General features: G+C 62.1%; 25 protein-coding genes. 15 read left to right on the top strand and 10 right to left on the bottom strand.

The window, feature by feature from the left end:
- Positions 1 to 11: 11 nt before the first annotated feature.
- Both ACFQ6Y_RS13065 and ACFQ6Y_RS13060 read left to right on the top strand, forming a co-directional pair.
- The gene (locus ACFQ6Y_RS13065; protein ID WP_042447536.1) at positions 12 to 1,070 is read left to right on the top strand and encodes a Dyp-type peroxidase; all 1,059 of its coding nucleotides are present in this window, start codon (positions 12 to 14) and stop codon (positions 1,068 to 1,070) included.
- The gene (locus tag ACFQ6Y_RS13060) at positions 1,067 to 1,861 is read left to right on the top strand and encodes a family 1 encapsulin nanocompartment shell protein (protein ID WP_003942478.1); all 795 of its coding nucleotides are present in this window, start codon (positions 1,067 to 1,069) and stop codon (positions 1,859 to 1,861) included. The genes ACFQ6Y_RS13065 and ACFQ6Y_RS13060 overlap by 4 nt, the downstream gene beginning before the upstream one ends.
- On the opposite strand, the gene ACFQ6Y_RS13055 is transcribed toward ACFQ6Y_RS13060, so the two are convergent.
- The 3 genes from ACFQ6Y_RS13055 to ACFQ6Y_RS13045 are packed head-to-tail and all read right to left on the bottom strand — an operon-like array spanning position 1,850 to position 3,514.
- Positions 1,850 to 2,176: a hypothetical protein gene (locus ACFQ6Y_RS13055; protein ID WP_373938476.1), complete on the bottom strand. Its 327-nt coding sequence runs from the start codon at positions 2,174 to 2,176 to the stop codon at positions 1,850 to 1,852. The two genes, ACFQ6Y_RS13060 and ACFQ6Y_RS13055, sit on opposite strands and share 12 nt — an antisense overlap.
- A complete protein-coding gene (locus ACFQ6Y_RS13050) occupies positions 2,173 to 2,997 on the bottom strand; it encodes a DUF692 domain-containing protein (protein ID WP_378632960.1) in 825 nt (274 codons plus the stop codon). Before ACFQ6Y_RS13050 ends, ACFQ6Y_RS13055 begins: the two co-directional genes overlap by 4 nt.
- A 46-nt stretch (positions 2,998 to 3,043) precedes the next feature.
- On the bottom strand, positions 3,044 to 3,514 hold the full coding sequence (locus ACFQ6Y_RS13045) for an Lrp/AsnC family transcriptional regulator (protein ID WP_230816236.1): 471 nt from the start codon (positions 3,512 to 3,514) through the stop codon (positions 3,044 to 3,046).
- Between the two features lie 154 nt (positions 3,515 to 3,668).
- On the opposite strand from ACFQ6Y_RS13045, the gene pdhA reads away from it, so the two are divergent.
- The 5 genes from pdhA to ACFQ6Y_RS13020 are packed head-to-tail and all read left to right on the top strand — an operon-like array spanning position 3,669 to position 9,528.
- The gene (gene pdhA / locus ACFQ6Y_RS13040; protein ID WP_378632957.1) at positions 3,669 to 4,796 is read left to right on the top strand and encodes a pyruvate dehydrogenase (acetyl-transferring) E1 component subunit alpha; all 1,128 of its coding nucleotides are present in this window, start codon (positions 3,669 to 3,671) and stop codon (positions 4,794 to 4,796) included.
- A gap of 2 nt (positions 4,797 to 4,798) precedes the next feature.
- Positions 4,799 to 5,803 carry an alpha-ketoacid dehydrogenase subunit beta gene (locus tag ACFQ6Y_RS13035; protein ID WP_378541243.1) on the top strand — a complete coding sequence of 335 codons (1,005 nt, stop codon included), beginning with the start codon at positions 4,799 to 4,801 and terminating at the stop codon, positions 5,801 to 5,803.
- A complete protein-coding gene (locus tag ACFQ6Y_RS13030; protein WP_378632955.1) occupies positions 5,800 to 7,023 on the top strand; it encodes a dihydrolipoamide acetyltransferase family protein in 1,224 nt (407 codons plus the stop codon). The genes ACFQ6Y_RS13035 and ACFQ6Y_RS13030 overlap by 4 nt, the downstream gene beginning before the upstream one ends.
- Complete coding sequence (gene lpdA / locus ACFQ6Y_RS13025) at positions 7,023 to 8,402, top strand: dihydrolipoyl dehydrogenase (protein ID WP_378632952.1); 1,380 nt, start codon at positions 7,023 to 7,025, stop codon at positions 8,400 to 8,402. Before ACFQ6Y_RS13030 ends, lpdA begins: the two co-directional genes overlap by 1 nt.
- A gap of 25 nt (positions 8,403 to 8,427) precedes the next feature.
- Positions 8,428 to 9,528 (top strand): Glu/Leu/Phe/Val dehydrogenase dimerization domain-containing protein, encoded by a 1,101-nt coding sequence (locus ACFQ6Y_RS13020; RefSeq protein ID WP_378632950.1) that lies wholly within the window; start codon positions 8,428 to 8,430, stop codon positions 9,526 to 9,528.
- Here the strand turns inward: ACFQ6Y_RS13020 and ACFQ6Y_RS13015 are convergent.
- Both ACFQ6Y_RS13015 and ACFQ6Y_RS13010 read right to left on the bottom strand, forming a co-directional pair.
- The gene (locus ACFQ6Y_RS13015) at positions 9,463 to 10,371 is read right to left on the bottom strand and encodes a TIGR04222 domain-containing membrane protein (RefSeq protein ID WP_378632947.1); all 909 of its coding nucleotides are present in this window, start codon (positions 10,369 to 10,371) and stop codon (positions 9,463 to 9,465) included. The two genes, ACFQ6Y_RS13020 and ACFQ6Y_RS13015, sit on opposite strands and share 66 nt — an antisense overlap.
- A gap of 139 nt (positions 10,372 to 10,510) precedes the next feature.
- On the bottom strand, positions 10,511 to 11,188 hold the full coding sequence (locus tag ACFQ6Y_RS13010; protein ID WP_378632944.1) for an SDR family oxidoreductase: 678 nt from the start codon (positions 11,186 to 11,188) through the stop codon (positions 10,511 to 10,513).
- Between the two features lie 77 nt (positions 11,189 to 11,265).
- On the opposite strand from ACFQ6Y_RS13010, the gene ACFQ6Y_RS13005 reads away from it, so the two are divergent.
- The 4 genes from ACFQ6Y_RS13005 to ACFQ6Y_RS12990 all read left to right on the top strand — a co-directional run bounded on the left by ACFQ6Y_RS13005 (position 11,266) and on the right by ACFQ6Y_RS12990 (position 15,529).
- The gene (locus ACFQ6Y_RS13005) at positions 11,266 to 12,192 is read left to right on the top strand and encodes a metal ABC transporter substrate-binding protein (RefSeq protein WP_378632941.1); all 927 of its coding nucleotides are present in this window, start codon (positions 11,266 to 11,268) and stop codon (positions 12,190 to 12,192) included.
- Entirely contained in the window at positions 12,189 to 12,923 is a 735-nt protein-coding gene (locus ACFQ6Y_RS13000) for a metal ABC transporter ATP-binding protein (RefSeq protein ID WP_378632938.1), read from the top strand. Before ACFQ6Y_RS13005 ends, ACFQ6Y_RS13000 begins: the two co-directional genes overlap by 4 nt.
- Positions 12,924 to 12,926: 3 nt before the next feature.
- Positions 12,927 to 13,805, top strand: coding sequence for a metal ABC transporter permease (locus tag ACFQ6Y_RS12995; RefSeq protein WP_378632935.1), 879 nt, complete (start codon positions 12,927 to 12,929; stop codon positions 13,803 to 13,805).
- Positions 13,806 to 13,954: 149 nt separating this feature from the next.
- Positions 13,955 to 15,529: a diguanylate cyclase gene (locus ACFQ6Y_RS12990; protein ID WP_378632933.1), complete on the top strand. Its 1,575-nt coding sequence runs from the start codon at positions 13,955 to 13,957 to the stop codon at positions 15,527 to 15,529.
- Here ACFQ6Y_RS12990 and ACFQ6Y_RS12985 read toward each other — a convergent pair.
- Both ACFQ6Y_RS12985 and ACFQ6Y_RS12980 read right to left on the bottom strand, forming a co-directional pair.
- Positions 15,518 to 16,267 (bottom strand): cyclase family protein, encoded by a 750-nt coding sequence (locus ACFQ6Y_RS12985; protein ID WP_378634333.1) that lies wholly within the window; start codon positions 16,265 to 16,267, stop codon positions 15,518 to 15,520. The two genes, ACFQ6Y_RS12990 and ACFQ6Y_RS12985, sit on opposite strands and share 12 nt — an antisense overlap.
- 144 nt (positions 16,268 to 16,411) lie before the next feature.
- On the bottom strand, positions 16,412 to 16,822 hold the full coding sequence (locus tag ACFQ6Y_RS12980) for a TIGR03668 family PPOX class F420-dependent oxidoreductase (RefSeq protein WP_378541263.1): 411 nt from the start codon (positions 16,820 to 16,822) through the stop codon (positions 16,412 to 16,414).
- Between the two features lie 60 nt (positions 16,823 to 16,882).
- Between ACFQ6Y_RS12980 and ACFQ6Y_RS12975 the strand changes: the two genes are divergently transcribed.
- Positions 16,883 to 17,884, top strand: coding sequence for a PHP domain-containing protein (locus ACFQ6Y_RS12975; protein ID WP_378445162.1), 1,002 nt, complete (start codon positions 16,883 to 16,885; stop codon positions 17,882 to 17,884).
- Between the two features lie 72 nt (positions 17,885 to 17,956).
- Here the strand turns inward: ACFQ6Y_RS12975 and ACFQ6Y_RS12970 are convergent, their stop codons facing one another.
- From ACFQ6Y_RS12970 to ACFQ6Y_RS12960, 3 genes are all read right to left on the bottom strand, one after another.
- Complete coding sequence (locus ACFQ6Y_RS12970) at positions 17,957 to 19,351, bottom strand: DUF222 domain-containing protein (RefSeq protein ID WP_378632928.1); 1,395 nt, start codon at positions 19,349 to 19,351, stop codon at positions 17,957 to 17,959.
- Between the two features lie 119 nt (positions 19,352 to 19,470).
- Complete coding sequence (locus tag ACFQ6Y_RS12965) at positions 19,471 to 20,382, bottom strand: cation transporter (protein ID WP_378632924.1); 912 nt, start codon at positions 20,380 to 20,382, stop codon at positions 19,471 to 19,473.
- A 72-nt stretch (positions 20,383 to 20,454) separates the two neighbouring features.
- Positions 20,455 to 21,153: a haloacid dehalogenase type II gene (locus ACFQ6Y_RS12960; protein WP_378632919.1), complete on the bottom strand. Its 699-nt coding sequence runs from the start codon at positions 21,151 to 21,153 to the stop codon at positions 20,455 to 20,457.
- A gap of 110 nt (positions 21,154 to 21,263) precedes the next feature.
- Between ACFQ6Y_RS12960 and ACFQ6Y_RS12955 the strand changes: the two genes are divergently transcribed.
- The 3 genes from ACFQ6Y_RS12955 to ACFQ6Y_RS12945 all read left to right on the top strand — a co-directional run.
- Positions 21,264 to 22,601, top strand: a complete 1,338-nt coding sequence (locus tag ACFQ6Y_RS12955) for an amylo-alpha-1,6-glucosidase (RefSeq protein ID WP_095973755.1) — start codon at positions 21,264 to 21,266, stop codon at positions 22,599 to 22,601.
- A 56-nt stretch (positions 22,602 to 22,657) separates the two neighbouring features.
- Entirely contained in the window at positions 22,658 to 23,404 is a 747-nt protein-coding gene (locus ACFQ6Y_RS12950; protein WP_378539838.1) for a glycoside hydrolase family 25 protein, read from the top strand.
- Positions 23,405 to 24,375: 971 nt separating this feature from the next.
- On the top strand, positions 24,376 to 26,376 hold a 2,001-nt coding region (locus ACFQ6Y_RS12945; RefSeq protein ID WP_378632915.1), incomplete at its 3' end, for an isopeptide-forming domain-containing fimbrial protein.

Here is a 26,376-nt window from a genome sequence, read left to right as displayed (position 1 = left end):
TACTGGTCTGCATGGCGGAAACGAGTGAGATCGACGAGGCCGAAGTGGCCCTTCCCGCGATACCGCAGCCGTTGCTGACCCCGCTCACGGAAGCTGCGATCTTCCTGGTTTTCACCATCGACGAGGGTGGTGAGCAGGCAGTTCACGACGTTCTGGCGGATATTTCCGGGCTGCAGCGCTCAATCGGATTCCGGGTTCCTGCAGGTGGCTTGGCCGCCGTCGTCGGCATCGGTTCGGATGCGTGGGACCGGCTTTTCGACGGCCCACGTCCCGCGGAATTGCATCCCTTTGTCGAGTTGACCGGTGACAAACACCACGCCCCGCGCACGCCGGGTGATCTGTTGTTTCACATCCGGGCCCGTCAGATGGACCTGTGCTTCGAGTTCGCCACGGTCGTGACCAACAGGTTGGCCGGGGCCGCGTCGGTGATCGACGAGGTCCACGGGTTCAAGTATTTCGAGCAACGCGACCTCATGGGTTTTGTCGACGGTACCGAGAACCCGTCCGGGCAGGCCGCTTACGTCGCGGTCACCGTCGGTGACGAGGATCCGGATTTCGCAGGCAGCAGTTACGTCATCGTCCAGAAGTACCTCCACGACATGTCGGAGTGGAACTCCCTGCCCGTCGAGGAGCAGGAGAACGTCATCGGACGCTCCAAGCTCGAAGATCTCGAGATGGACGACGACACCAAGCCGGCCAACTCCCACACCGCACTCACCGTCATCGAAGACGAATCCGGTGAGCAGATCCAGATTCTGCGCGACAACATGCCGTTCGGCCACGTCGGCTCCGCTGAGATGGGTACCTATTTCATCGGTTACTCGGCGTCGCCGACGGTCACCGAGCAGATGCTCACCAACATGTTCATCGGGAATCCCGTCGGCAATTACGACCGCATTCTCGATTTCTCCACCGCCGTCACCGGAATCAATTTCTTCGTTCCGACGGCGGACTTTCTCGACGATCCCCCGGACTTGCCGACCAGGCTCGTTCCCGAAGCGACGTTCACAGCGCCCATCTCTGACGGTTCTCTCGGAATCGGCAGCCTCAAAAGGAGTGCCCAGCAATGACAAACCTGCACCGCGACCTAGCACCCATTTCGGCAGCAGCCTGGGCCGAGATCGAAGAAGAGGCGAGCCGTACCTTCAAGCGTCACGTCGCCGGTCGTCGTGTCGTGGATGTGGAGGGACCGTCGGGTGACGATCTCGCGGCCATCCCACTCGGGCATCAGGTGCCGATCAATCCCTTGGCCGACGGCGTCATCGCACATGCTCGTCAGTCCCAGCCGATCATCGAACTGCGGGTCCCTTTCACCGTCAGCCGTCAGGCCATCGACGACGTCGAGCGCGGCGCCAAGGACTCCGACTGGCAGCCCGTCAAGGACGCAGCCAAGCAGATCGCTTTCGCCGAGGACCGCGCCATCTTCGAGGGATACCCCGCAGCCAGCATCACCGGCGTGCGGGCCAGCGGTTCCAACCCGGAACTCAAGCTCCCCATCGACGCCAAGGACTACCCGGAGGCCATCAGCCAGGCGATCACGTCGCTGCGACTGGCCGGTGTCAACGGACCGTACTCACTGCTCCTGAATGCAGATGCGTTCACCGCGATCAACGAGACCTCCGATCACGGCTACCCCATCCGCGAGCACCTGCGACGCGTCCTCGACGGCGAGATCATCTGGGCCCCGGCCATCGACGGCGCTTTCCTGCTGTCGACGCGTGGCGGTGACTACGAATTGCACCTCGGCCAGGACCTGTCCATCGGCTATCTCTCGCACGATGCGAACTCCGTCGAGCTGTACTTCCAGGAATCGATGACGTTCCTCATGTACACCAGCGAAGCTGTTGTCTCACTTGCGTGAGACCTTTCGAAACCTCTGATACCAGGGTGGGCGAGGCAGTTCGCCGATGTCCTGGAGATGGGCGACAAAGGCCTGGGCATCCGCATGCGAAGACGACTTCGGCCGTCCGTCCGCCCACGCTGTGAACAACTGAAGATAACGATCGCCGAGAGTGTGGCGCACGACCGGAAGGTGGTGCGCCACTTCTCCTGCGCGCTTTCGGAGCAGTGCCGCCGAGACAACGGCGGCATCGTCTTTGTCGAAGCCTTCGGGTAGTTCGCCGCCCGCCACCAGAGCCCGAATCAGCGCCTCTTGACGCTCACCGAGCGTGCTCATGTGCGTGACCAATCGGTGCCCGCGGTGATGCGATCCAGACCAGCTGCGTCGGCGATGGCGTCGAGCTCGTCGAGCAATTCCAGTGCCGGCGGATAGTTTCCGTCGCGCTCGAGCATGATCGCGGGATGGTGACCGGCAGCGGTGAACTGCGCAAGGAGTTCCAGCACGGCTTCGGGCACCGGGTCGGTGTGCGTGTCGTGGTATTTTCCGTCGCCGAGACTGCCACCGGCGATGTGGCAGTAGGCGATTCGTTCGAGTGGCAGCCGGCTCAGCTCGGTCCACGGATCACGCCCGCGATTGAGAGCGTTGGCGTAGACGTTCGCGATGTCGAGAACCAGCAGGGCTCCGGTGCGCTCGACGATCTCCGCGAGAAACTCCCCTTCGGTCAACTCGTCGTCCGGCCAGTCGAACAGAGCGGCAACGTTTTCGACGGCAAACGGCACCGGTAGACCGTCCTGAGTCCGGGTGATGTTGCGTACCAAGGCGTCGACGGCTTCGTAGGTGCGGGGCAGTGGGAGCAGGTGCCCGGCCTCGATGCCGCCCGCCCGCACGAATGCGATGTGCTCGCTCGCCAAGGGGGCGTCCAGTAGCTGGGCTGTATGCGCAAGGTGATCGACCCGAGCCTGATCTACCGCCTCGGCCCCACCAAGCGATAGCGAGATGCCGTGCGGGATCACCGGAACTCCCAACGAGCCGAGGTGCTGAGGTATCTCGTTCCCGATGGATTCGGCAATGACTTCGCAGAATGCCAGGCCGTCGAGTTGCGCGATGATTCCGGAGACCTCGGGGCGCCAACCGATTCCCAGGCCGTGCAGGGTCATTCGAGTCACCTCCCGTGTGCAACTGCTAACGGCGACTATAGACGGATCAGGCGGGCAGCCAGTTGGGTCCCGGTCCGTTGCCTTCTTCGAAGATCAACCACGTTTTGGTCGAGAGAACCCCGTCGAGTCCCTGCAGTTGTTCCAGAACGGTGTGGCGTAGTTCCTGGTTGTCCGGGGCACGGACCAGCACCAGAACGTCGAAGTCGCCGCCGAGGAGGGAGAAGTGCTCGACAAACGGCAGGGCCTTCAAGGACGCCGCCAGACCCCGCCACGAGTGCTGCCTGATCGAGAGTGCCACGTACGCCGAGGAGCCGAGTCCGGCTTTCTCGTGGGCGATCCGCGTCGTGAATCCGGTGATGATTCCGGCGTCCTCGAGCCTTTCGATGCGGACGTAGGCGTGAGCGCGGGATATGTGCGCCTTCTCGGCCAGTGCACGCATGGAGATGCGGCTGTCTGCGACCAGTTCGGCGATGATGCGACGGTCGATCGCATCGAGAGCGTGCGGTTCGGTGGCCATCTGTCCATTCCTGGTTCGGTAGTCGAGTCGGTTGATGGACATATTGCTGCCCGAATCCTCATGTTAGGCCGTTTGTCTTGAATCCTCGACGCTTGCTGCCATTACGTCGCCGAAGTGCGAATACTGATGGACACAACGTCTTCTGGAGGTAGAAGTGACACTTGTCGAACCCTTGGGGGAACTGCGGTATCAGAAGTTCCTGCCGGCCGATTCCGCGGTGCAGTACCTCGACCCTGCCGGAGAACTGACGCGCAGCGAGGCCCGCTACGCAAAACCGAGCGACGATCGCCTGATCGCGATGTATCGAAAGATGTTCCTGGGCAGGCGTTTCGACCAGCAGGCGACGGCACTGACCAAACAGGGGCGCCTGGCCGTGTATCCGTCCTCGCGAGGGCAGGAGGCATGTCAGATCGCGGCAGCGATGAGTCTGGAACCGCGTGACTGGCTCGTCCCCACCTACCGGGATTCGATGGCGTTGGCCGCCAGAGGTGTCGATCCGGTGCAGATTCTGAGCATGCTCGCCGGCGACTGGCACTGCGGATACGACCCGGCCGCACTTCGCAGTGCGCCGCAGTGCACCCCGCTGGCGACGCAATTGCTGCACGCAGCGGGAGTGGCCTACGGGGAGTCCCGCCGGGGCTTGAACACCGTCGCGCTGGCGCTCTGCGGTGACGGCGCCACCAGTGAGGGCGATTTCCACGAAGCACTGAACTTTGCCGCCGTCTTCAAGGCACCGGTGATCTTTCTGGTGCAGAACAACGGATTTGCGATCAGCGTGCCACTGTCGCGCCAAAGCGCAGCACCGACGTTGGCGCACAAGGGCGTCGGCTACGGGATCGGCAGCGAGCAGGTCGACGGCAACGATCCCGTCGCGATGATGGCCGTCATGGACGAGGCAGCGCGCTTCGTCCGCAGTGGAAATGGACCGGTCATCGTCGAGGCACACACTTATCGCATCGACGCACATACCAATGCCGACGACGCCACCCGCTACCGCGACAGCGCGGAGGTCGAAGCCTGGCTCGGGCGAGACCCCTTGCCGCGACTCGAAAAGTATCTGCGCGCACACGATCTGATCGACGACGCATTCGTAGAATCGCTGTCTGCAGAGGCCGAGGCAGAGGCCGCCACGCTGCGCGCCGGCATGAATGTCGACCGCCCGCACGATCCGCTCGATCTGTTCCGGTACGTCTTCGCCGAGCAGACACCGCAGCTGCGTGAGCAACAAGCGCAACTCGAGACCGAACTTGCCGCCGAAGCCGCTGACACAGGGGGAAACTGACAATGCCCATGCTCACGATGGCTCAGGCTCTCAACACCGCACTACGGGACTCTCTGGCCGCGGACGACAACGTTGTCGTCTTCGGTGAGGACGTCGGCACGCTCGGTGGCGTCTTCCGCGTCACCGACGGCCTCACCCGCGACTTCGGCGACGACCGATGCTTCGACACTCCACTCGCCGAGTCCGGCATCATCGGATTCGCAATCGGTATGGCAATGGCCGGTTTTCGTCCGGTCGTGGAAATGCAGTTCGACGCGTTTGCCTACCCGGCATTCGAGCAGATCGCCTCCCACGTCGCGAAGATCCGCAACCGCACCAAGGGTGCGCTGTCGATCCCGATCGTCATCCGCGTTCCTTTTGCCGGCGGTATCGGCGGGGTAGAGCATCACTGTGATTCCAGCGAGGGTTACTACGCGCACACACCCGGACTGAAGGTTGTGGCGCCGTCCACGGTGGAAGATGCGTACTCGCTGCTACGTTCGGCAATCGAGGACCCCGACCCCGTGATCTTCCTCGAGCCCAAGAAGCTGTACTTCGCGCGAGCAGATGTCGAACTGACCGCACGTGAGCCGATCGGGCGCGCCGTCGTCCGTCGCCCCGGTCGTGACGCGACGCTCATTGCCTACGGTCCGTCCGTGGACGTTGCACTGAAGTCCGCCGATGCCGCCGCGGCCGAGGGCCGCGACATCGAGGTGATCGACATCCGCTCGATAGTGCCGTTCGACGACGAGACCGTCACCGCATCGGTGCGAAAGACCGGACGCTGCATCGTCATCCAGGAAGCGCAAGGTTTTGCCGGTGTGGGTGCGGAAATTGCTGCCCGAGTGCAGGAGCGGTGCTTCCACCATCTCCACGCCCCGGTACTCCGCGTCAGCGGATTCGACATCCCCTACCCCGCGCCCAAGCTCGAGCGTCACCACCTGCCCAGCGTCGACCGAGTCCTCGATACCGTCGACCGCCTGCAGTGGAACGACTCTCCCGACACCCGTTGGGCGGTGACGGCGTGACCAATCAGGTATTCATGCTCCCTGACCTGGGTGAAGGTCTGGCCGAGGCGGACATCGCGGAGTGGCATGTCAAGGTCGGCGACGTGGTCACCATCGATCAGATCGTCGTCGAGGTCGAGACTGCGAAAGCTGCTGTGGACGTGCCCATCCCGTTCGCCGGAACCGTGATCGAACTCCATGGCAAAGACGGCGACACCCTGAAGGTGGGTACGCCGCTGATCACTGTGAGTGGCAGCGAGAGTGCGGACGTGGTCGTCTCGGCCAATCACGAGCGCTACCGCGAGGAGGAACGCGCCGGTTCGGGCAACGTCCTGATTGGGTACGGCACGAGCGAGGATGCACCTCTGCGCCGCCGCAGAGCTGCTCCGTCGGTACGTGTGATCTCGCCGATCGTTCGTAAACTGGCCTCTGGCAACAGTATCGACCTGGCTACGATTTCCGGATCGGGCGCTGGCGGAGTCATCACGCGCGCCGACGTCGAGGCCGGGGCAAACTTCGGCCCGGAAACGGAAACGTCACACGCGAGCGACCAAAGAATCCCGATCAAGGGACTACGCAAGGTGGTTGCCGACAAGCTGTCCACCAGCCGCCGCGAGATCCCGGACGCAACAACCTGGGTCGACGTCGACGCCACCGAACTGTTGGCGGCGCGTGCCGAGATCAACAAAGCACTGCCCGATTCCGACAAGATCAGCCTGATGGCGCTGCTGGCTCGGCTGACCACCGCGGCGTTGGCGCAGTACCCCGAACTGAACTCGTCGGTCGACACTGCTCGAGGCGAGATCGTCCGACACCCCCACATTAACCTCGGAATCGCTGCACAGACGCCGAAGGGATTGATGGTCCCGGTTATTCGCAATGCTGATTCTTTGAGTACCGTCGCACTCGCACAAGCACTTCGGACGTCCACCGAACTCGCTCGCGACGGCAAACTCGAACCCGCCCGCCTGACCGGCGGTACCTTCACACTCAACAACTACGGAGTATTCGGCGTCGACGGATCGACTCCGATCATCAACCATCCCGAGGCGGCGATCCTCGGCATCGGACGCATCATCGACAAGCCGTGGGTGGTGAACGGCGAGTTGACCGTCCGTAAGGTTGCACAGATCTCGTTGAGCTTCGACCACCGCGTCTGTGACGGGGGCGAAGCCGGCGGATTCCTGAGGCTCTTCGGTGACTACATCGAGAACCCGATCCGCGTCCTGGGAAGGCTCTGATGACAACTGCAGAACAGCACAGTGATGTCGCGATCCTCGGTGGAGGATCGGGCGGCTACGCCTGTGCCATCCGCGCCGCCCAACTCGGGTTGTCGGTCACGCTGATCGAGGCAGACAAGGTCGGCGGAACGTGCCTGCACCGCGGATGCATCCCGACCAAGGCACTGCTGCATTCCGCCGAGGTTGCCGACTCTGCACGCACCAGTGAGCAATTTGGTGTCCGGGCAACATTTGACGGCATCGACGTCGCGCAGGTGCACGACTACAAGAACGGGACAGTCGAGCGGCTGTACGGCGGCTTGAAAGGATTGCTTGCGCAACACAAGATCACCATCGTCAACGGATCCGGGACGTATGTCGGTGGGCGAAGTATCGACGTCGACGGAACCCGCTACACCGGAACGTCACTCGTTCTGGCTACCGGCTCGTATCCGCGGCGGCTCCCCGGCATCGAACTTGGCCGACGGATCCTCACCAGTGACCAGGCACTCGAACTCGACCAGGTGCCCACCAGCGCAACAGTGCTGGGCGGCGGTGTCATCGGCGTCGAGTTCGCAAGCCTCTGGCGCTCCTTCGGTGCCGAAGTGACCATCGTCGAGGCACTCCCCCGACTGATCGCCGCTGAGGATCTGTGGTCGTCGAAGCAACTCGAACGGGCCTATCGCAAACGCGGAATCGTCTGCAAGACAGGCACAAAGATGGTTTCCGCGAAAGAAGCAGCTGATTCGGTCCGCATCGAACTAGGCGACGGAACAATACTCGATACCGACGTATTGCTGGTCGCCGTCGGCCGCGGACCCCGCACGAGCGGTATCGGTTTCGCAGAAAACGGAATCAGTCTCGAGAATGAATTTGTCGTCGCCGACGAACGACTCCGTACGGCCGTGGACGGTGTGTACGCGGTCGGGGACATCGTGCCCGGTCTTGCATTGGCGCACCGCGGCTTCCAGCAGGGAATCTTTGTGGCCGAACAGATTGCCGGCAAGGATCCGATACCGGTCGCCGAACATCTGATTCCTCGCGTGACGTACTCACATCCGGAAGTTGCATCAGTCGGACTCGGCGAAGAGGCGGCGCGCACGCAGTACGGCGACATCTGCACCGTCGTCTACGACCTGGCGGGTAACGGCAAGAGTCAGATCCTGCGGACTACCGGAGGAATCAAGGTGATTCGCAGCGGAACGAAAGGCCCTGTCGTCGGGGTCCACTTGGTAGGAGATCGCGTCGGCGAACTGATCGGTGAGGCGCAGTTGGCCGTTGCCTGGGAGGCACTTCCCGACGAAGTGGGGCGATTCATCCACGCACACCCCAGCCAGAACGAAGCGTTGGGCGAGGCCATGCTCGCACTCGCGGGAACACCACTGCACGCGCACAACTGACCCCGAGACTGGAAGAGGATTTGTTATGAGTATCGACGACGAACTGCGCTGGGACGGTGAACTGACCGTCACACGCCATGATCGGGAGACCGGCACGACTTTCGTGATTCGAATCGACTCCACTCGCCTGGGACCGGCGTCGGGTGGCACGCGGGCCGCTCACTATCCCTCCATCGGTCACGCTTTGGCGGACGCCGGGAAGCTCGCCGGCGCAATGACTTTGAAGATGGCGGTCTCCGATCTACCGATGGGAGGCGGGAAGTCGGTGATAGCACTACCTGCACCGCGCAATCAGATCGCCCCCGCAACCTGGTCCCGTATCCTCGACATCCACGCCGAGAACATCGACAAGCTCGAAGGAAACTACTGGACCGGTCCTGACGTCAACACCAACTCTGCCGACATGGATCAGCTCAGCCGCACCACCAAATACGTCTTCGGGCGTTCGGTCGGCAACGGTGGGGCCGGTTCCAGTGCGCACGCCACCGCTCTGGGCGTGTTCGAAGCGATGAAGGCCACGGCGCGCCGCCGAGGACTCGGAACACTCGACGGCCGAACGGTACTCGTGCAGGGACTCGGCGCCGTCGGCGGCGATGTTGCCCGCCTCGCGGCGCAGGCTGGGGCACGTCTGCTCGTTGCCGATACGGACCCGCAGCGCCTCGAGGCGGCGTCGCTCGTGGGGCACACGGTCGTTCCTGCGGGCGAGGTACTCCGAACTCCGTGTGACCTCTTTGCTCCCTGCGCGATGGGAGGCATTATCGATTCCGCTGCTGCTGCGTCGATTCCGGCTCTCGCAGTGGCCGGCGCAGCGAACAACATCTTGGCCGATGCGGCTGCCGGCGAGGTTCTGCGAAGCCGCGGGGTTCTCTGTGCCCCTGATTTTGTGGCCAATGCGGGCGGAGCCTTTCACCTCGTGGGGCGAGAAGTCCTGGGGTGGAACGAAGACGACGTCGTGGAGCGAACCCGAGGGATCGGCCGGACGTTGGACGAGGTGTATTCATTGAGCGAGGAACGTGGCATCACTACCGAGGACGCCGCGCTCCTGCTCGCGCGTGCGCGGCTATCCCCCACACCCACCGCCGCCGCAACTGCTACCGCTGCCGCCACCGCCGTCCGAGCCGGATGAGCCGGAAGAGGAGCCGCAACTGTAGTAGCTCGAACTGGCACCGCCCGGGCTGTACGCAGCGCCCGCAGCCACGGCCCCCGCGAGCGCCGGATCGATCAGAACCAGAGCGCCCGAACCGAAGAGCGCTGCCGAGAGTCCGGCGAGTGACGGACCGTAACTGGTGTACGAAGGTCGCAGTTTCGGCGAGAGGTAGGAATTTTCGTGCTTGAGACGTCGAAGCTCGCTGTCGCCCAACGCCGTACGGCGACGTTTGATTCGTAGAAGCGGAATCATCAGTGCGAGAACGATGATGGTCAGGAGCAGAAACCCGACCGGCTTGCCACCGGCGATCCCGGCGATGAGTCGGACGATGCCGAGTGCAATTACCGCCACGATCGGAACGGTCCGAAGGGCAGCAGTCAGACCTTCCTGCGGGCGCTGCAGGTAACCCTCGTCGATCAGCGTCGTACGTAGTTGTGCGAGTGCGATGTTCAGTCGCCCCATCAGACGCACTTGCCGCAGCGGGACTTTTCCGTTGCCGAGCCGCTTGTGCACCGTGCGGGTGAACCAGTCGAGACGACTCTTGTCCTCGGCAGTGAGCGCCAGCTTGGTCTTGCCTTCGGTGCTGATCAGCTCGGCGCTGCGCAGAATAGCCATCGACGCCAGCACCGCTTGGTAGTCACTGGTCAAAGCGCCGATCTCGGGAGGAGTGAGAGGTCGACGAACGGCGTCGACGACCACGGGTGACCGGCGCGCAGACATTCGGCTGTAGAGCGAGAGCCCGGTCGCGACGGCGGCTGCCACCAGGTACCACTGAAGGAAGGTCTGGCTGGAAATTCCCCACGTATCCGTATGATTATGCATTGCACACCACCTCTCGATGAACTCCTGTGAACAGATCCAGTCTCTTTGTCCGACAACTGATGTCAGTATCGGGCCAGTCCGGTGGAAAGCGATATCCGGATGGTCATCGTCACCATTCCGTTACCGGCGAACTGGGGATTTACCGGCCGGTAGGTCGGAGCACGATCTCCGTGGGGTGTGCGTCGGATGGCGTTTCGACGGCAGTGCGTACGGCTCGGGCCACGGTGGAGGCCTTCAGGAAGCGCTCCGGGTCGTACTCGTCGCCTTCACCGGCGACGATGTCGCGCTGCATGTCGGTGTCGATCCGGCCGGGATGAATCGACGTGATCCGCAGTGACGGCTCTTCGAGACGCAGGGCGTCGCCGAAAGCGCGCAGAGCGAACTTGCTGGCCGCATAGGAGCCCCAGCCGGCGTTGGCGCGAAGCCCGGCACCCGAATTGATCAGCACGACGTGACCTCCGGCTGCACGAAGCGCGGGCAGGAGTACACGCGTGAGCTCGGCAACGGCGATGACGTTTGCCTCGAGGGTGCGTCGCCACTGATCGACCGAGGATTCCTCGATGGTTCCGATGTCGGCCACGCCGGCGTTGTGTACCAGCACGTCGAGCGTCGTGATGGAGGAGGCGGCGACTGCGACGGCGTCGTAGTCCGTGAGGTCGAGGGGCAGAGGCGTCGATCCGGGCAGTTCGGCGCAGATCGGCTCGAGGGCCTGCGGGGATCGTGCACCGAGCAGCAGGTCGTGTGTCGGCGCCAGTTCGCGTGCGATGGCAGCTCCGAGGCCGCGACTGGAACCGGTGATCAAGGCAGTAGGACGCATGGTCCGAGCCTATCGAGTGAGGAATGTTCGGTGAGACGAACTTGTGTATTTGTTTACCCGCATATTAGAGTTTGAACATGACGACTCGCGACGCGAAGAATTTCCGCCGCCTGGGAATTGCTGCCCTCGCCGCCCTGATTCTTTCCAGCTGTTCGGCAGTGAATTCCGCTTCCGACGACGACCGCCCGGTAGTGCTGACCACGTTCACCGTGCTCTCGGACATTGCCCAGAACGTCGCGGGCGATCAGCTGCGCGTCGAGTCGATCACCAAGGCAGGAGCGGAAATTCACGGCTACGAGCCGACACCCGGGGACATTCGCCGCGCCAACGAGGCGGACCTTATCCTCGACAACGGCATGAACCTCGAGGCTTGGTTCGCCAAGTTCGTCAACGGACTGGATGTGCCACACGTCGTGGTCAGCGATGGCGTCGAAGGCATCCCGATCGCCGGTGATGCCTATGCGGGCAAGCCCAATCCGCATGCGTGGATGTCTCCACTGAATACGCAGATCTACGTCGACAACATGGTGACGGCGTTCAGTGACCTCGATCCGGACAATGCTGCGGCATTTGCGGAGAACGGCGCGAAGTACAAGGCGGAACTGCAAGCGGTGCAAGACGGCCTGGTCAGTGGCCTGGCGGCGTTGCCCGCAGGTCAGCGAGCACTTGTCAGCTGCGAGGGTGCGTTCTCCTATCTGGCCAGGGACGCGGGACTCAGTGAGGCGTACATCTGGCCGGTCAACGCCGAGCAGCAGGCGACGCCGCAGCAGATCATCGCCGCGATCGACTTCGTCCGGGCCAATTCCGTTCCCGCCGTCTTCTGTGAGTCGACGGTCTCGGATGCGCCCATGCAGCAAGTCGTCGGGGCGACCGGCGCGAAGTTCGGGGGAACGCTGTACGTCGATTCGCTGTCCGAAGCCGACGGTCCCGTGCCCACCTACCTGGACATGATTCGCCACGATACCGACGTCATCCTCGGCGGCCTCACCGGCGGTAAATCATGACGGAACAAGCCATTCGCGTCGAAAACGTCAGCGTTCACTACGGCGAGGTCCACGCACTGGACCACGTCGATCTGACGTTGAACTCGGGAAGCGTCTGCGGACTGATCGGTATGAACGGTTCGGGAAAGTCGACCCTGTTCAAGGTGATCATGGGAATGATCAAGCCGGACAACGGCTCTGTGAGAATCGCCGGTCTCGACGCAACCGCTGCGCGCAAGAGCGGCCGCGTCGGATACGTGCCGCAGAGTGAAGACGTCGACTGGACCTTCCCGATCAGTGTCCGTGACGTCGTGATGATGGGCAGGTACGGCCATCTCGGGTTCTTGCGACGTCCGCGGCGTGCAGATCGCGAGGCGGTGGCCGAGGCCCTCGAGCGGGTAGAGCTCACCGAATTCGCGGATCGTCAGATCGGTCAGCTCTCGGGTGGTCAGAAGAAGCGCGCCTTCGTCGCACGCGGTATCGCACAGGACGCGTCGATACTCTTGCTGGACGAGCCGTTTGCCGGCGTCGACAAGCGTTCCGAGGCAACGATTTCGACGCTGCTACGAGAGTTGGCCTCCGACGGTCGATCGATATTGGTCTCGACCCATGACCTCCACGCGGTGCCGAAACTTTGCGACGAGGCAGTTCTGCTCATGCGCAAGGTCCTGGTGCATTCCGACCCGGACACCGTGCTTCAACCGGAAAACCTCGCCTTGGCTTTCGGTCTCGACGTGATGGACAGGACCTGATCGATGAACATCGTAGAACTGCTCCTCGATCCTCTCCAGTACGGATTCATGGTGCGCGCGTTGGCCGTTGCGGTTGTGGCGGCGGTGGTCTGCGCGGTGCTCAGTTGCTGGTTGGTGCTCATCGGGTGGTCGCTGATGGGTGATGCCGTCTCGCACGCCGTACTGCCCGGTGTCGTCCTGGCTTACGTCGTCGGCGCTCCATTTGCCATCGGTGCCTTGATCTTCGGGTTGATCGCCGTCGCCCTGATCGGGCTGATCCGTAACACCAGTCGCGTCAAGGAAGACGCCGCGATCGGAATCGTCTTCACGACTCTCTTTGCGTTCGGCTTGGTTCTCATCTCGGTGACCCCCAGCCAAACCGATCTCAATCACATCATCTTCGGCAACCTGCTGGGTGTGAGCTCGTCAGATCTTCTGCAGGTCGCGATACTCGGCGCGTTGGCGCTGGGCATTCTGTTGATCAAGCGGCGCGATCTGACGTTGTTCGCCTTCGACCCGGTCCATGCCAATGCGATAGGTCTCTCCCCCAAACGCCTCGGCGCCCTACTCCTCGGAGTTCTCGCGCTCACGTCGGTAGTGGCGCTGCAAGCTGTCGGAGTTGTGCTGGTGGTGGCGATGCTGATCATCCCCGGGGCGACGGCCTACCTTCTCACCGACAAGTTCTCACGGATGCTGGTGATAGCTCCCGTCGTCTCCGCAGTCTGCGCGATTACCGGTATCTACGTCAGCTACTACCTCGACACGGCTTCCGGTGGCATGGTCGTGATGACGCAGGGCATCGTGTTCGCCCTGGTGTACCTGTTCAGCCCGTCGCAAGGGGTCATCGCGAAATGGACCTCGCAGCGCCGTAGAGCCAGGGCGGAATACAGCGCCGTGGCGTAGCGGGCGGTCCTGATCGTTCGTCCAGTTAACAATCCGCTACCAAATCGGGTAGGTTTGTACGGGCATTCGTCACCACGAACATTCCGGCCGCAACGATGCCGGCTGCAAGATAATCGGTGGTGACGCCTTGAACACCGATGGGTTCTTCGATGACGCAGTTCCGAGCACGACGCACGTGGCTGGTTCTCGGCGTCGTTGTCGCGGTCATCGCCCTCGCCGGATCCGGGCTGCTCAGCCCACGAGCTTCGGTTCTGGTGGACGATATCGCCCAGCTCGTCGGCGGAGCCACCGCGACTGCGGTCTGTTGGTGGACATCGCGGCGCCATCACGGCGTCGAGCGTCGTTGGCGAACTCTGATGGCTCTCGGTATGGCCGGCTGGACTCTCGGGATGTTCTTCTGGGCGTTCTACCGCTCGGTTCTGCACGTTTCCCTTCCGTCGCCGTCGATCGCGGACATCGGTTTCTTCATGTTCCCGGTGTTTGCCGTGCCGGCTCTTCTGTCGTTGGTGCGCCAGTCACCCCGACGTGAGGCGATCGGTCCGATCCACCTCTGGATGGTGCTCACGCTCGACGGTCTGGTCGTGGTCGGTGGATTGTTCATCCTCACGTGGACGACTGCCCTCGGCGCCGTCGTGCACACCGGTCCGACTGGCTCTCTCGGGTTTCTCGTCGCGGTGATGTATCCGATCACCGACTTCGTTCTGATCGCGATGGTCTTGCTGATGGTCATCGGACCGAAGGCCGTCGCCGAGATCCGTGAACCGCTGACGTTCCTCGGGTGCGGGTTGGTGATGCTCTCCCTTTCGGACAGCCTGTACGCGTACTTGGTGGCGATCGGCGCCGAGAGTATGCCGACCATCGCCGACGCGGGGTTCATCGCCGGCCCGCCGTTGATCGCGCTCGCGGCGTTGACCGAACGAGCTGAGCCACGGTCGCGCACAGCTCAACAACATTGGCGAAGTGATCGAACTCAATTGCTGCTGCCGTACCTGTTGATCGCGGTCATCGCGACGATAGTGACGGTTCAGGCACTCATCGTCGGCAACCTCGATGCCGTGGTCGTGATACTCGGCGTCGTTGTGCTGGTTCTCGCGCTGGTGCGCCAAATTCTCACTCTCCTCGAGAACGACGCGCTCCTCCAACAGATATCCGCTGCCCAGGACGAGCTCCGGTACCGAGCACATCACGACCCACTCACCGAGCTCGCCAACCGGGCCGCGTTCGACGAGCACTTCGCAAGTGCCATCGACGACTACCGCCACACGAAGTCCGAACGGGTGCTGATGCTTGTCGACCTGGACGATTTCAAGCAGGTCAACGATCAGTACGGGCATCCAGCCGGTGATCGTTTACTGGTTGCCCTCACAGCACGTCTGCGCGAAGCGGTTCCCGAGAGTGCGTTTGTCGCTCGATTCGGGGGCGACGAGTTCACAGTGCTCCTGCAGGGCTCAATCGACGAAGCGGTCGTCGTAGCTCGAAGGATCGTCGACGCTCTCAGTAGTGATGGGATTGCAGGCGACATTTCGGTATCGGTAGGCGCGAGCGTCGGTGTCGCGTCGTTCGGGGCCGCGCAGTTCGGGGCCGGGGACGAACCACTCAGTGCGCACACTCTTCTTCGCCAGGCCGATGCGGCGATGTACGACGCGAAGAGAAGTGGAAAGGGCGCTGTCGTTGTCTACCGCGATCGCCGTCTATCGCGACCGCCGCAAAGACTAGCGCCGTAGGAGTGCGAAAATCGTTGCCGGTGAACCCGATCCGGCCTTGTTGATCGCGCCACCGACAAGGATGCTCGCCCCGGTAGTTGGTAGGGCAGCAAGATTGTTCAGATTCTCCAGGCTGATTCGATGCTTGTCGTACAGGAGCGTCGAGACGGGGTAGGTCTCGTCGTTTCCGAGATCGGGACCGAACGTGTCGGTTCCCAATGCTCCGCGGGTGCCCAGACGTCCGGTGTCTATCAGCCACTGCGCCGCGTCCACCGAGAAGCCGGGCTGGTGGGTGACCCCCTCGGCGTCGGCGTTGGCATATTCTTCGCTACCCCAGCGCGATTCCCATCCGGTCCAGAGAACTACGGCCGCTCCATCGGGGATCTTGCCGTTGCGCGTCTCCCACTCCTGAATGTCCGCGACGGTGAGCGCATAGTCCGAATCGGCGGCAGCCTTGTCTCGGATGTCGATCTTCACCGCGGGCAGGAAGAGGTCGGCCGGATCGAGTTGGTCGGCTGTGAGTCCACCTTCCTGGAAGTGCGCCGGCGCGCCCCAATGTGTGCCCGTGTGTTCGCCCTCCTTGACGTACTGGAGGTAGTAGCCGTCATCTGCGATGGTTGCCGCTGTGTCGAGAGTGAACTCGGGATCGCCGGGAAACACCGGCGTCGTCGCGGGGTCGTTCACGTGCGAGAGCGAAACGACTGACAACAGCTCGTCCGGCGTTGCCGCGTCTTGGCTGCTTCCGGAACTGCTACCCATGTCGATCACCTGAGGTCCCGCTACCAGCGCCAGACCTGTGGCTGCGCGCTGAAGTAACTGCCGTCGTTTCATCGATCCCCCACCATTTTGTCCGAATTGAGAGTGTTGCAATCACTTTCGCTCCTTGAACACTAGGACAGAACCTTAGGCTGCTGCGGACCATGACGACCACTCCACATCGCGGACAGCTATCACCTGTCCGTGCGGTCGGTGATCTACGTACTGCGGATACTTTGCGGCCAAAGCATCGATCGCGCTCTCGGACTCCTCGGTGCCGGGGTCTAGAACCTCCGCATGTCCGTCGACGCGGACCCACCAGAGCGCGGACCAGTCGTCGTCGTAATGATCGACCAGAAGGCTTGCTCGCCCCGTCTCGGTGATGTTCCGGAGCCTGCGAAGCGCGGTGGTGGTTTTCGGTTTGTGGTCGACGCAGGAATAGACAGTTTCGCCGACCAGGGCGAATACCAGCGGCACGATGTGCGGAACGCCGGCCGCATCTGCCGTTGCCAGGTGAGCCACCCGCGCGGCTTCAAATCGTGCTCTCGGATCGTCCATAACCACAGCGTAAGTGGATCAAGGGTTGCCGCAAGCCGCTGCTGACGGAACAGTGGTCTCATGGAACCGGATGAAGCGCTTCGGGAGATCGCCTACTGGCTCGAACGATCACGCGCCGAAACGCACCGCGTCAAGGCCTATCGCCGAGCCGCGGAGGTCTTCGCAGGATTGTCCGACGAGCAGAAAGAGTCTCGCCGGAAAGCCGACAGTTGGAAGGCTCTCACCGGCATCGGCCCCAAAACTGCGATGATCATCGCCCAGTCGTACGACGGCGTCCCCGAATATCTCGCAGAATTGCGCGAGCAGGCCGAGCCCATCGGAGACGGCCCGTTGCGCCAAGCCCTGCGCGGCGATCTCCACACACACTCCGACTGGTCCGACGGCGGAAGCCCCATCGAAGAGATGATGCGACGCGCAGCAGCACTTGGCCACGATTACTGCGCTCTCACCGACCATTCGCCTCGCCTCACTGTTGCCAACGGGCTGTCCGCGGAGCGTCTACGTTCTCAACTCGACGTCATAGCCGGGTTGAATGCCGAACTGGCGCCCTTCCGTATCCTCACGGGAATCGAGGTGGACATCCTCGAAGACGGTTCACTGGATCAGGATCCAGATCTACTCGACGAACTCGACATCGTGGTGGCGAGCGTGCACTCCAAGCTGCGGTCCGAGAGCGAAGCGATGACCCGCAGAATGCTTGCTGCAGTGCGAAACCCGCGTGTCGATATTCTCGGACACTGCACCGGACGTCTCGTCGAGGGTGCTCGCGGAACCCGTCCAGAGTCGCAGTTCGATGCGGAGAAAGTGTTCGAGGCTTGCCGAGAATCAGGCACCGCCGTCGAGATCAACTCCCGACCGGAGCGTCGTGACCCGCCATCGCGTTTGATCGAGTTGGCCCGCGATCTGGATTGTCTTTTCTCCATCGACACCGACGCCCATGCTCCTGGTCAGCTGGCTTGGCAGGGCTACGGCTGTGACCGGGCCGAAAAGTGCGGCGTCGAAGCGGATCGGGTGATCAATACCTGGACCGCCGAAAACCTTTTGGAGTGGGCGGGCAATTGAGCACACGCATGTGAGTGCGCTCGAAGCACGCCGGAATGGGTCACCGAGGCGTTTGCTCGGTGACCTCCGGGTTCAGAGTCGTGTGGTGGAGCGGCGGGGTTTCTGGTCGGGGTCGATGCCGGGTGGTGGGATGAACCAGGGCAGGTGATCGGTGCCTATCCGGATTTCCCATTTGCCGGTGAATCCGGGTTTTCGGTGCATCAGGGTGTGGTGGGATCGGCAGAGTAGGACCAGGTTGTCCATGACGGTTGGTCCTCCTTTGGCCCAGTGTTTGATGTGGTGTGCGTCGGTCCAGGCGGGGACGCAGTCGCATCCGGGGAAGGCGCACCCTTTGTCTCGGGCGATCAGTGCGGTGCGTTGTGCCGCGGTGACAAGCCTTTTCAGTGGGCTGGCGTCGAGTGGGGCGCCGTTCTCGTCGAGGAGGACGGTCGAGAGCATGCAGTCGCAGGCGATCATGCGGGTGCGGCCGACGCTCAGTGGCCCCATCCAGGGCATATGCCCGACATCGAGATCTTGCCTGTCGAGATCTGGCATGCCAAGGTCCAGGGTGTCGAGGTCGTCACCGTCGGACGGGTCGGGTGTCGAGGCATCGCCTGTTGAGTGGCCTGTGGTGGAGGCGCATTCACGGTGGTATGCCAGGTCTTTGGCGTTGATGTGCACGTTCAGGTGTGGGCGTTGGCCGCCGTCGATGCCGGTGGCCGCGTTGTCGAGGTAGCGCCGGATGAGTTCTGCCATGGCGTCGGCGTTGCGTGTGGCGGCGGATCGTTTGTCGGGTGTGCCGTCCTCGGCGGGGGTGGGCATGGAGAGGTTGGAGAGGGCGGAGAGAAGCATTTCGCCGGTTGCGCCGTCGAAATCGCCTCGGACGGCGACTCTTCCGTTGAGGGTGGGGGAGATGCGGAGTTCGTTGCGGTCGGTGTCTTCGCTTGGTGGTGGGTCGTCGGATTCGAACATGTGCTCGAGGACGCTGATGGCGTAGCGCAGTTTGACGGTGGTTGCTTCGGTTCCGGATGCTGCGGCGAGGAGTGTGTCGCGGCAGTGCGGTAGTGCGGCTTCGGGCATTGCTTTGGGTGGGGATTCGCAGAATGCCACGATCAGTGCTGCGTGTTCGAAAGTGAGGTCACCGGTGTCGAATTGGTTCTCGATCTCGGGAAATGATCGTAGGGCTTTTCCCAGGGCTGCGATTCTTCTGCCGGCGGGGATTTGCAGCATGGTGTGGTGTGCGAGCCATTCTCCGGTGCCGCGGTAGCAGAGCACTTGTTCGTCTGGGTTCAACGTCAAGGTGTCGAGGGCGGCTACTCGAATGGCTTCCAGGCGAAGGATTTCCGCTGATGCAGCGATGGCGATCTCGCGGACGTCGGTGGGGTGTAGCCGCCACAATCGTGCGCGCACTCCCACGGCGGAGCTGTTGACCACGTCGGCGACAGCATCATTGCCAGTGCCAGCGTCGTCGGTGATGTTGATCGTCATGAGAACCCCCCGTTCCATCTCCCATCATACTCGAACAAACTTTCGAGTCAAGGAATTGTTTCGGAAGGCGAAGACGATCGCATGGACGTGATTCTGTTGTTCGAGAGCAGATTCCGTCGCTAGAGCATCAGTGCCGGATCTGTGGTCAGTTCGATGTTCAGCCATGGTTCGTAGGGAAGGTCGGCGAGGCTGGCGGCGAACGAGCGTCGTACCGCGTCTTCACCGTCGATGTCCCAGCTGTGCGGCGCGACCATGAACGTCGCTTCGATATACAGCTTGCGACCGACTTTGCTCATCGTGAGAGTCGGTTCTTCCAAACCGAATTCGGCGCGGACGACGGTGATGGCTTCGCGGACTCGGGTCTGAACCTGTTCTCCGGGAGCGCCTTCGAGGAGTTCGATCAGTGCGGTTCGCAGAAGTGCGTACGGTTGTGGGACCAACATCGCGCAGCCGAGGAGGACCAAGACAGAGTCGACGTATCGGTCGGCGTCGGAGAAATCGGTGCGGCCCAGGATCATTGCGACGACAGCGCCGACGGCAACCAGCGCGCTGAAGGCAGCCGATGCTCCCCACTGCCTGGCTTCGGCGACCAGCAGATCCGACGTGCGGTCGACTTGGCCGACGTAGTGCCAGATGACGATCGACACCACTGCGCTGACAGCGCCGTATGCCACCAACGATCCCGCGGTGACGTCGGCCCCGCCCGCGAGGATGACACGAACTGCCTCGACTGCGGCGTAGGCGAGCGTCGCCAGTAATGCCATGCCCTGGACGGCGATGACTACGGGAATCAACGCCTCTTTGCCGAAGGGGAAGCGTGCGGTGGGGCCCGAGTCGGCTATCCGCGAGACCCGCAGCGACAGCGCCGTGAGCACCATTCCGATGAGGGCGTACACACCGTCGAGCAGGATCACCTGGGACTGCGAGATCCAGCCCCAGAATGCGGCGAGTACAGCCAACGCCGTCGCGACCACGAGCGAGTACCGCAGGGCCTTGCGTTCGCGGGTAGCGCTGTCTTCCTTGGTGCCCATGAATTCCAAACCGCCTGTCCGTTTCGATATTCCTTCACGTAGGAATACCAGCAACGACGCGCGGGCACGGCATCAGAGCACCAATTGCGCTGCCAGATCGAGAAAGTCCTCGGCGTTGATGTCGAACTCGTCGGAAAACGCCACATCGGGATTGCCCTCGGCTCCGAATTCGAGGGGTCGGGCGATGAAGGCGGTGCGGAATCCGAGAGCTTTGGCCGCCCGGATGTCGTATTTGTGGCTGGCAACCATCATGATCTCGGCCGGGTCGTAGCCGAGGTATCGAGCAGCCAGGTGGTAGATCTTCGGATCGGGTTTGAACACGCCGGCCATCTCGGCGGTGAAGACGGCATGCCAGGGCAGATTTCCGTGCCGGGAGATGCTGACTGCGGCATTCACGTCAGCGTTGGACAAAGCAGCGATTGTGTACTGCTGGCGCAGGGTTGTCAGGCCGGCGACAGTGTCGGGCCACGGGTCCAGGAATTTCCAGGCGGTGGTGAGTTCTTCCTGTTCGGCATCGGAAAGTTCGATGTTCTCGCGGGCCAACAGCTTGCGCAGAGCCTCGCGGTACACCGAATGTACTGTCACCCATTCGCCCGTGGAGTCGTCGGCCTCGGAGGTGTTCGCGAAGTATTCAGCGCGCCAGAGATTGACGAATCGCGACCAGTCGACGTCGGCGTCGGTGATTCGACGGGCCTCTCGGCACAGTGTGCTGTGAAAATCGGTCGCTGTGCCCTGGACGTCGAACAGCAGTGCTTTGATCTTCTCGCGCACTAGGCCTCCACTCCGAGATCACCTGACGGACTTCCTTCATTATTGCGGCTGCCGCGCCCGATTCGTGCTCGGTGAGCGCAAAGGCTCGACGCGTCGCAAAATAGACATCTATGGCCGACCGCGGATTCACCCCGACTCAGCTCGCCGCCCGAGCTGCCTACCTGCTGCGCGGAAACGACTTGGGCACGATGACCAGCGCCGCCCCGAAGCTGTATCCCCACATGTGGAGCTGGGACGCGGCGTTCGTCGCGGTAGGTTTGGCGCCGCTCAGCGTCGAGCGGGCGGTGGTAGAGCTCGATACTTTGCTCTCTGCTCAGTGGAAGAACGGGATGATTCCGCACATCGTGTTCGCGAACGGTGTCGACGGCTACTTCCCCGGCCCGACGCGGTGGGACGTCAACGCCTTGGCTGCGCACGCGCCTCTGGGTACCGCCACGTCGGGAATCACCCAACCCCCCGTCCACGCGATTGCGGTGCAGCGGATTCTCGATCATTCGCGTCGGCACGGACGTACGACGCGTGCGGTCGCGGAAGAGTTCCTCGACCGGCGCTGGAGCGATCTGGTTCGGTGGCACCGGTGGTTGGCGGAGGCCCGCGATCTCGACGGCAACGGCCGTATCGCGCTCTATCACGGGTGGGAATCGGGGATGGACAACTCTCCGCGGTGGGATCTGGCGTACGCGAATGTTGTTGCGGGACAAGTGCCTGCGTATCAGCGTGCTGATCTCGCTGTGGTGACGGACCTGTCTCAGCGTCCCACGGATCACGAATACGACCGCTACCTTTGGCTTCTCGAAGAGATGAAGGCCGTGCGGTACGAGGACTCTCAGCTCGCCACAGCCATGAGTTTTGCCGTCGAGGACGTGTTTGTCAGTGCAGTCTTCTCGATGGCATGCGACGTCTTGGCAACTATCGGTGAGGAGCATTCGCGGCCGAACTCCGACGTCCGTGATCTGCGCGGTTGGGCAGATCGATTCCGGCAGGGCGTGATTGCCACCACCGATGAACGGTCCGGTGCAGCAAAGGATTTCGACCTGCGCACCGGACGGTGGGTTCATACCGAGACCATCGCGATGTTTGCGCCGTTGCTCTGCGGTGGTTTGAGCCGCGATGCCGAGCGCGCTTTGTTGCGCACTTTCGAGGGGCCCAAATTCTGTGGTCACCCGGACATGCGGTTTGCTGTCCCGCCGTCCACGTCTCCGGTTTCCGGTGATTTTCGCCCGCGCGAGTATTGGCGTGGCCCGGTGTGGCCGGTCATCACGTGGTTGTTCTCGTGGGCGTTCGCGCGCAGGGGTTGGGCCGAGCGATCGCACGTCTTGCGTTCTGAGGGGTTGAGACAGGCCAGCGACGGCACATTTGCCGAGTACTACGAGCCTTTCACCGGAGAACCGTTGGGGAGCATGCAACAGTCGTGGACCGCGGCGGCCGTTCTCGACTGGCTCGGTTGAGTGAACATTCCCTGAATTAGCGGACAAAACGGACCAATCAACCTTACTCTCGGGAAATGGCCGAGCGACGGATCGTCAGGACACTGGGCAAGTTCACTCCGATCGCGATGGCTGCTGCCATCGCGATCACGGCACCTGGCCTCGCCGCTGCCGACGCTCCCCGCGGCCCGGACGTCTCTTCGTGGCAGCACGTGGACGGAACCGGAATCGACTGGTTCCAGGTCAAGGCGTCAGGGCACGAGTTCGCGATGGTCAAGGCCACCGAGTCGCTCAACTACGTCAATCCGTACTTCATCCAGGATTGCCTGGTCATGCGTGCTGCCGGCGTCTCACGCGGGGCGTACCACTATGCGGATGTTCGACAATCCCCCGAAGCTCAGGCCGCCTTCTACTCGGCGATCGTCTTGGGTATCAACGGACCTGGTGACCTGCCGCCCGTTCTGGATCTCGAGGATGCAAAGGGACTGCCCGCCGGACAGGTCATCGACTGGACTCATCGCTACCTGAATACAGTCCAGGCACTTACCGGGCGGCAGCCCATCATTTACACGTACCCCAACTTCTGGCGCACTCAGATGGCCAACACCACCGAGTTCAACCACTACCCGCTGTGGATCGCTGACTACAACGGGCAGAATGCCCCGGGGCCGCTACCCGGTGGTTGGTCCAACTGGACTTTCTGGCAGTACACCAGCACCGGACGCATCCCCGGTATCAATGGGAATACCGACATCAACGTCTACAGCGGAGCCCAGGGCGATTTCGATCGCTACGCCAACAGTGTGGGGTTCGGTAGCAGCTAGATTCTGCTGCTAGGCCTCGCTTTGCCCGTTTCGGGCCCTTCTGCCCTCGAAGTATCCATCTCGGCGCATGTGGAAGGGCCCTTTTTGGCGTCTTTACGACGCTTGGTTGGTTAGTCCGGTTGTTGCTCTCCGGTTACGAGAATTCTGCCGAAGGGTAGCCGGGTTGCTGAACATCCGACCAGCTGAGCGTGATTAAAAAGTAACTGCGTCGGAAAACGAGCAAAACTTCCTCGCGGGAAAAAGCCGAAAAAGGACTTGAGGTTCGGTCCGAATCGAGGGTGGCCGTCCGGTTTCTATCAAATTCGGCGCGTTGCTACTCAAATATCGGGACTTCATCGCGCTTCGCTACCAGCCGCCGTGGCTGGGCTCGATCGGAGTCAGTTCATTTGATTTCGGGGGCTCGCGCGGTCGCCGGGGCCCTATTCGGTTCCGTTCGTCTGCTCCTTGTTTAAGTCGACGCGATGCGCCAAACAGGCGTTATAGATATTGGTCATTTGTCCAGATTTAACTTCCGCTCGCGGTTGTCGATCGTCCGGTCTGTTCAGCCAAGAACGTCGAAACCAACGTAAGCGTCACAGTGGTGTGCCAAATCGGCCGAATTGTCCGTCTGAACAACTCCGCTCGACGCAGCTTGTCCGATCTACGAACGAAAACGTCAAACGGTCCGCTTTGTCTCGCTTTCGATGGGCAAGCTCCCGGTTATCTGTTATCTTGATGCAGATAACTGGAAGGTTGCTCTCGATTTGCATGGATTTCGAGGGCCAAGGTCCTGTTCAGGGCGGCTCTTCCAACACACAGGTGTTTCCGAAGAGGAGCTCGAATGACAGGACCGGCAGCAGCGTCCGGTGCGAGGTTGATCAGCCGAATGCAGGCACATCGACCCGAACCAACCGATCAATCGGGAGTTCGCGCCAGCGCTCTCGCATCTCAGTCCACTGAACATCGATCAGGCACATCCTGGGGAGTAAGAAATGCCTAACGACTTACCGCCGACTAGGTCGGTCATCTTCACCGCAGGGCTACCGCCCTGGGTGCGAGCGTGGACGGTGGTATGGACCGCCATCGCGATGATTCTCGGTATCTCCGGCGCGACGGCGGTCGTTGCGTCCGCACAACCGGCTACCACGCTCGGCGGTCCCGTACAGGCTCAGGCACCGGCTCGCGCCGCTGTTCTTCCTGACGAACAGCCGGCAAAGGGCTGCGCGTTCAGCGCCCCTGGTACCGGTCCGTTCTCGCAGAACATCTGCTGGATCGATATGTCGACGCTCAATGCGACCACGGCTGCTTCTGCGGCCGGGCAGTCGATGGAAATCCAGCTCACCGACGGCTACAAGATCAGCTTCAAGGCTTTCCTCACCGACTCGGTAGCGGGTAAGACTCACCAGGGAATCGAAACTAGAGCTTTCCCCACGCTGAGCTATGCGGCGTTGGGAACTTCCGCGTACACGGGTGTGCCGACGACGATCAAGCCGGCGATCTACCAGACCTCAGCCACCGCTGGTCAGTCCGGTGGAACCGTGTCGCTGAGGAACATCGTGATGACGGGGCCGAATGGGCCCGTGAACAACTACGGTCTCGTAGCAGCCGACGCTGAGTCGACAGACGCGAATGTGAACCGTACGAACGACCGTGAATTCCTCACTTTCAGTTCGGACAAGTCTCTACGTCAGATTGCACGTACCGTCGGTGCCGATGCTCCTGGCTACCCCGGAATTCAGGCCTGCGACGGTGGGCTGACAGCTATGCCCGCCACCACTGTGCGATGCGATTCGTGGAACTACGTCAATGGCCAAGAACGCTCGCCCGGAACGCTGGTCGTCGCATCGACTGCTCCGACAAGTTTCGCAGCCACTTTCGGAAATACCGTTCAGGACACCTCGCGTCAGGGTCTGGCGTTCGGTGTGCTGCTGTCGAAGGTCAAGATCGACAAGGACCTCACGCGCGTGACCCCCGGTGACGATTTCACTATCGGCATGAGCACCGGACACCACGCTGATGCGGGCGCCGCTGCAGCTACCGAGATCAAGAGCACCACAACCGGCGCTACTGATACGACGGCGTCGACTGGCTGGCGGACGCTCCTCGCAGATACGACACCTACTCCTGTCACGTTCTGGGAGAAGCCCACTACCTCGGCGACCAAGACCGCGAACTACGCGACGTCATGGGATTGCCAGGTGAATGGCGTGACCCAGTCACTCAGGGTCGGTGACGTTGCGCAGGCAGCACTTACACCGGGTGACAACGTGTACTGCAAGGTCAAGAACACCCCGGTTCTCGTGAAGAAGTCGTCGTCACCACCTACCGGTGAGACGGTCAATATCGGTCAAACAATCACCTACACTCTGAATTTCGAGAATCCCGGAACTGCTCCGGCGACGATCGACTACACGGACTACCTCGCTGACGTCATCGACGACGGAACTGTCGCGCTCGGGGCCGCAACCGGCGGACTCACCGCCGCATTGAATGGCACCGACAAGATCAAGGTCGGCGGCACGTTGCCGGCTGGCGGCAAGGGGACAGTCACATACACCGTCACTGTCAAAGATGGCGGCAACAAAGTCCTGAACAACTATCTGGTTCCGGGGACTACAACTCCTCCCACAACATGTGATCCTGCAACAAATCTCTGCACGACACATCCCATGCCTGGTTTCACGCTGACCAAGACGGCGGATCCGGCTTCCGGTTCGACGGTTCAGGCCGGCGACACCATTACGTACACCGTTACCGGCGCAAACACCGGTAAGACGGCCCTGACTCCCGCGACGATCACTGATGATCTGAGCGCTGTTCTCAATAATGCTGCTGTCGTTCCTGGTTCGCTGAAGGCGACCGTCGACGGTGCTCCTGTTGCTGCTCCGAAATTGTCGGGCAGCACTTTGTCGTGGTCCGCGAATCTTCAGGCAGGCAAGTCTGTTGTTCTCACCTATCAGGTGAAGGTCAACGCCGGTGTTGCCGCGGGCACG

The organism is Rhodococcus sp. NPDC056516, assembly GCF_042794655.1.
Classification (GTDB): domain Bacteria; phylum Actinomycetota; class Actinomycetes; order Mycobacteriales; family Mycobacteriaceae; genus Rhodococcus_F.
Note: the sequence above shows the minus strand (reverse complement) of the source record. Positions and strands in the feature narration are given on the sequence as shown.

What these genes read in the sequence shown, in the direction of transcription:
- ACFQ6Y_RS13065 (WP_042447536.1), top strand. Translation starts at nt 12, where the DNA reads ATGGCGGAAACGAGTGAGATCGACGAGGCCGAAGTGGCCCTTCCCGCG.
- ACFQ6Y_RS13060 (WP_003942478.1), top strand. Translation starts at nt 1,067, where the DNA reads ATGACAAACCTGCACCGCGACCTAGCACCCATTTCGGCAGCAGCCTGG.
- ACFQ6Y_RS13055 (WP_373938476.1), bottom strand. Translation starts at nt 2,176, where the DNA reads ATGAGCACGCTCGGTGAGCGTCAAGAGGCGCTGATTCGGGCTCTGGTG.
- ACFQ6Y_RS13050 (WP_378632960.1), bottom strand. Translation starts at nt 2,997, where the DNA reads ATGACCCTGCACGGCCTGGGAATCGGTTGGCGCCCCGAGGTCTCCGGA.
- ACFQ6Y_RS13045 (WP_230816236.1), bottom strand. Translation starts at nt 3,514, where the DNA reads ATGGCCACCGAACCGCACGCTCTCGATGCGATCGACCGTCGCATCATC.
- ACFQ6Y_RS13035 (WP_378541243.1), top strand. Translation starts at nt 4,799, where the DNA reads ATGCCCATGCTCACGATGGCTCAGGCTCTCAACACCGCACTACGGGAC.
- lpdA (WP_378632952.1), top strand. Translation starts at nt 7,023, where the DNA reads ATGACAACTGCAGAACAGCACAGTGATGTCGCGATCCTCGGTGGAGGA.
- ACFQ6Y_RS13020 (WP_378632950.1), top strand. Translation starts at nt 8,428, where the DNA reads ATGAGTATCGACGACGAACTGCGCTGGGACGGTGAACTGACCGTCACA.
- ACFQ6Y_RS13015 (WP_378632947.1), bottom strand. Translation starts at nt 10,371, where the DNA reads ATGCATAATCATACGGATACGTGGGGAATTTCCAGCCAGACCTTCCTT.
- ACFQ6Y_RS13010 (WP_378632944.1), bottom strand. Translation starts at nt 11,188, where the DNA reads ATGCGTCCTACTGCCTTGATCACCGGTTCCAGTCGCGGCCTCGGAGCT.
- ACFQ6Y_RS13005 (WP_378632941.1), top strand. Translation starts at nt 11,266, where the DNA reads ATGACGACTCGCGACGCGAAGAATTTCCGCCGCCTGGGAATTGCTGCC.
- ACFQ6Y_RS13000 (WP_378632938.1), top strand. Translation starts at nt 12,189, where the DNA reads ATGACGGAACAAGCCATTCGCGTCGAAAACGTCAGCGTTCACTACGGC.
- ACFQ6Y_RS12995 (WP_378632935.1), top strand. Translation starts at nt 12,927, where the DNA reads ATGAACATCGTAGAACTGCTCCTCGATCCTCTCCAGTACGGATTCATG.
- ACFQ6Y_RS12990 (WP_378632933.1), top strand. Translation starts at nt 13,955, where the DNA reads ATGACGCAGTTCCGAGCACGACGCACGTGGCTGGTTCTCGGCGTCGTT.
- ACFQ6Y_RS12985 (WP_378634333.1), bottom strand. Translation starts at nt 16,267, where the DNA reads ATGGGTAGCAGTTCCGGAAGCAGCCAAGACGCGGCAACGCCGGACGAG.
- ACFQ6Y_RS12980 (WP_378541263.1), bottom strand. Translation starts at nt 16,822, where the DNA reads ATGGACGATCCGAGAGCACGATTTGAAGCCGCGCGGGTGGCTCACCTG.
- ACFQ6Y_RS12975 (WP_378445162.1), top strand. Translation starts at nt 16,883, where the DNA reads ATGGAACCGGATGAAGCGCTTCGGGAGATCGCCTACTGGCTCGAACGA.
- ACFQ6Y_RS12970 (WP_378632928.1), bottom strand. Translation starts at nt 19,351, where the DNA reads ATGACGATCAACATCACCGACGACGCTGGCACTGGCAATGATGCTGTC.
- ACFQ6Y_RS12965 (WP_378632924.1), bottom strand. Translation starts at nt 20,382, where the DNA reads ATGGGCACCAAGGAAGACAGCGCTACCCGCGAACGCAAGGCCCTGCGG.
- ACFQ6Y_RS12955 (WP_095973755.1), top strand. Translation starts at nt 21,264, where the DNA reads ATGGCCGACCGCGGATTCACCCCGACTCAGCTCGCCGCCCGAGCTGCC.
- ACFQ6Y_RS12950 (WP_378539838.1), top strand. Translation starts at nt 22,658, where the DNA reads ATGGCCGAGCGACGGATCGTCAGGACACTGGGCAAGTTCACTCCGATC.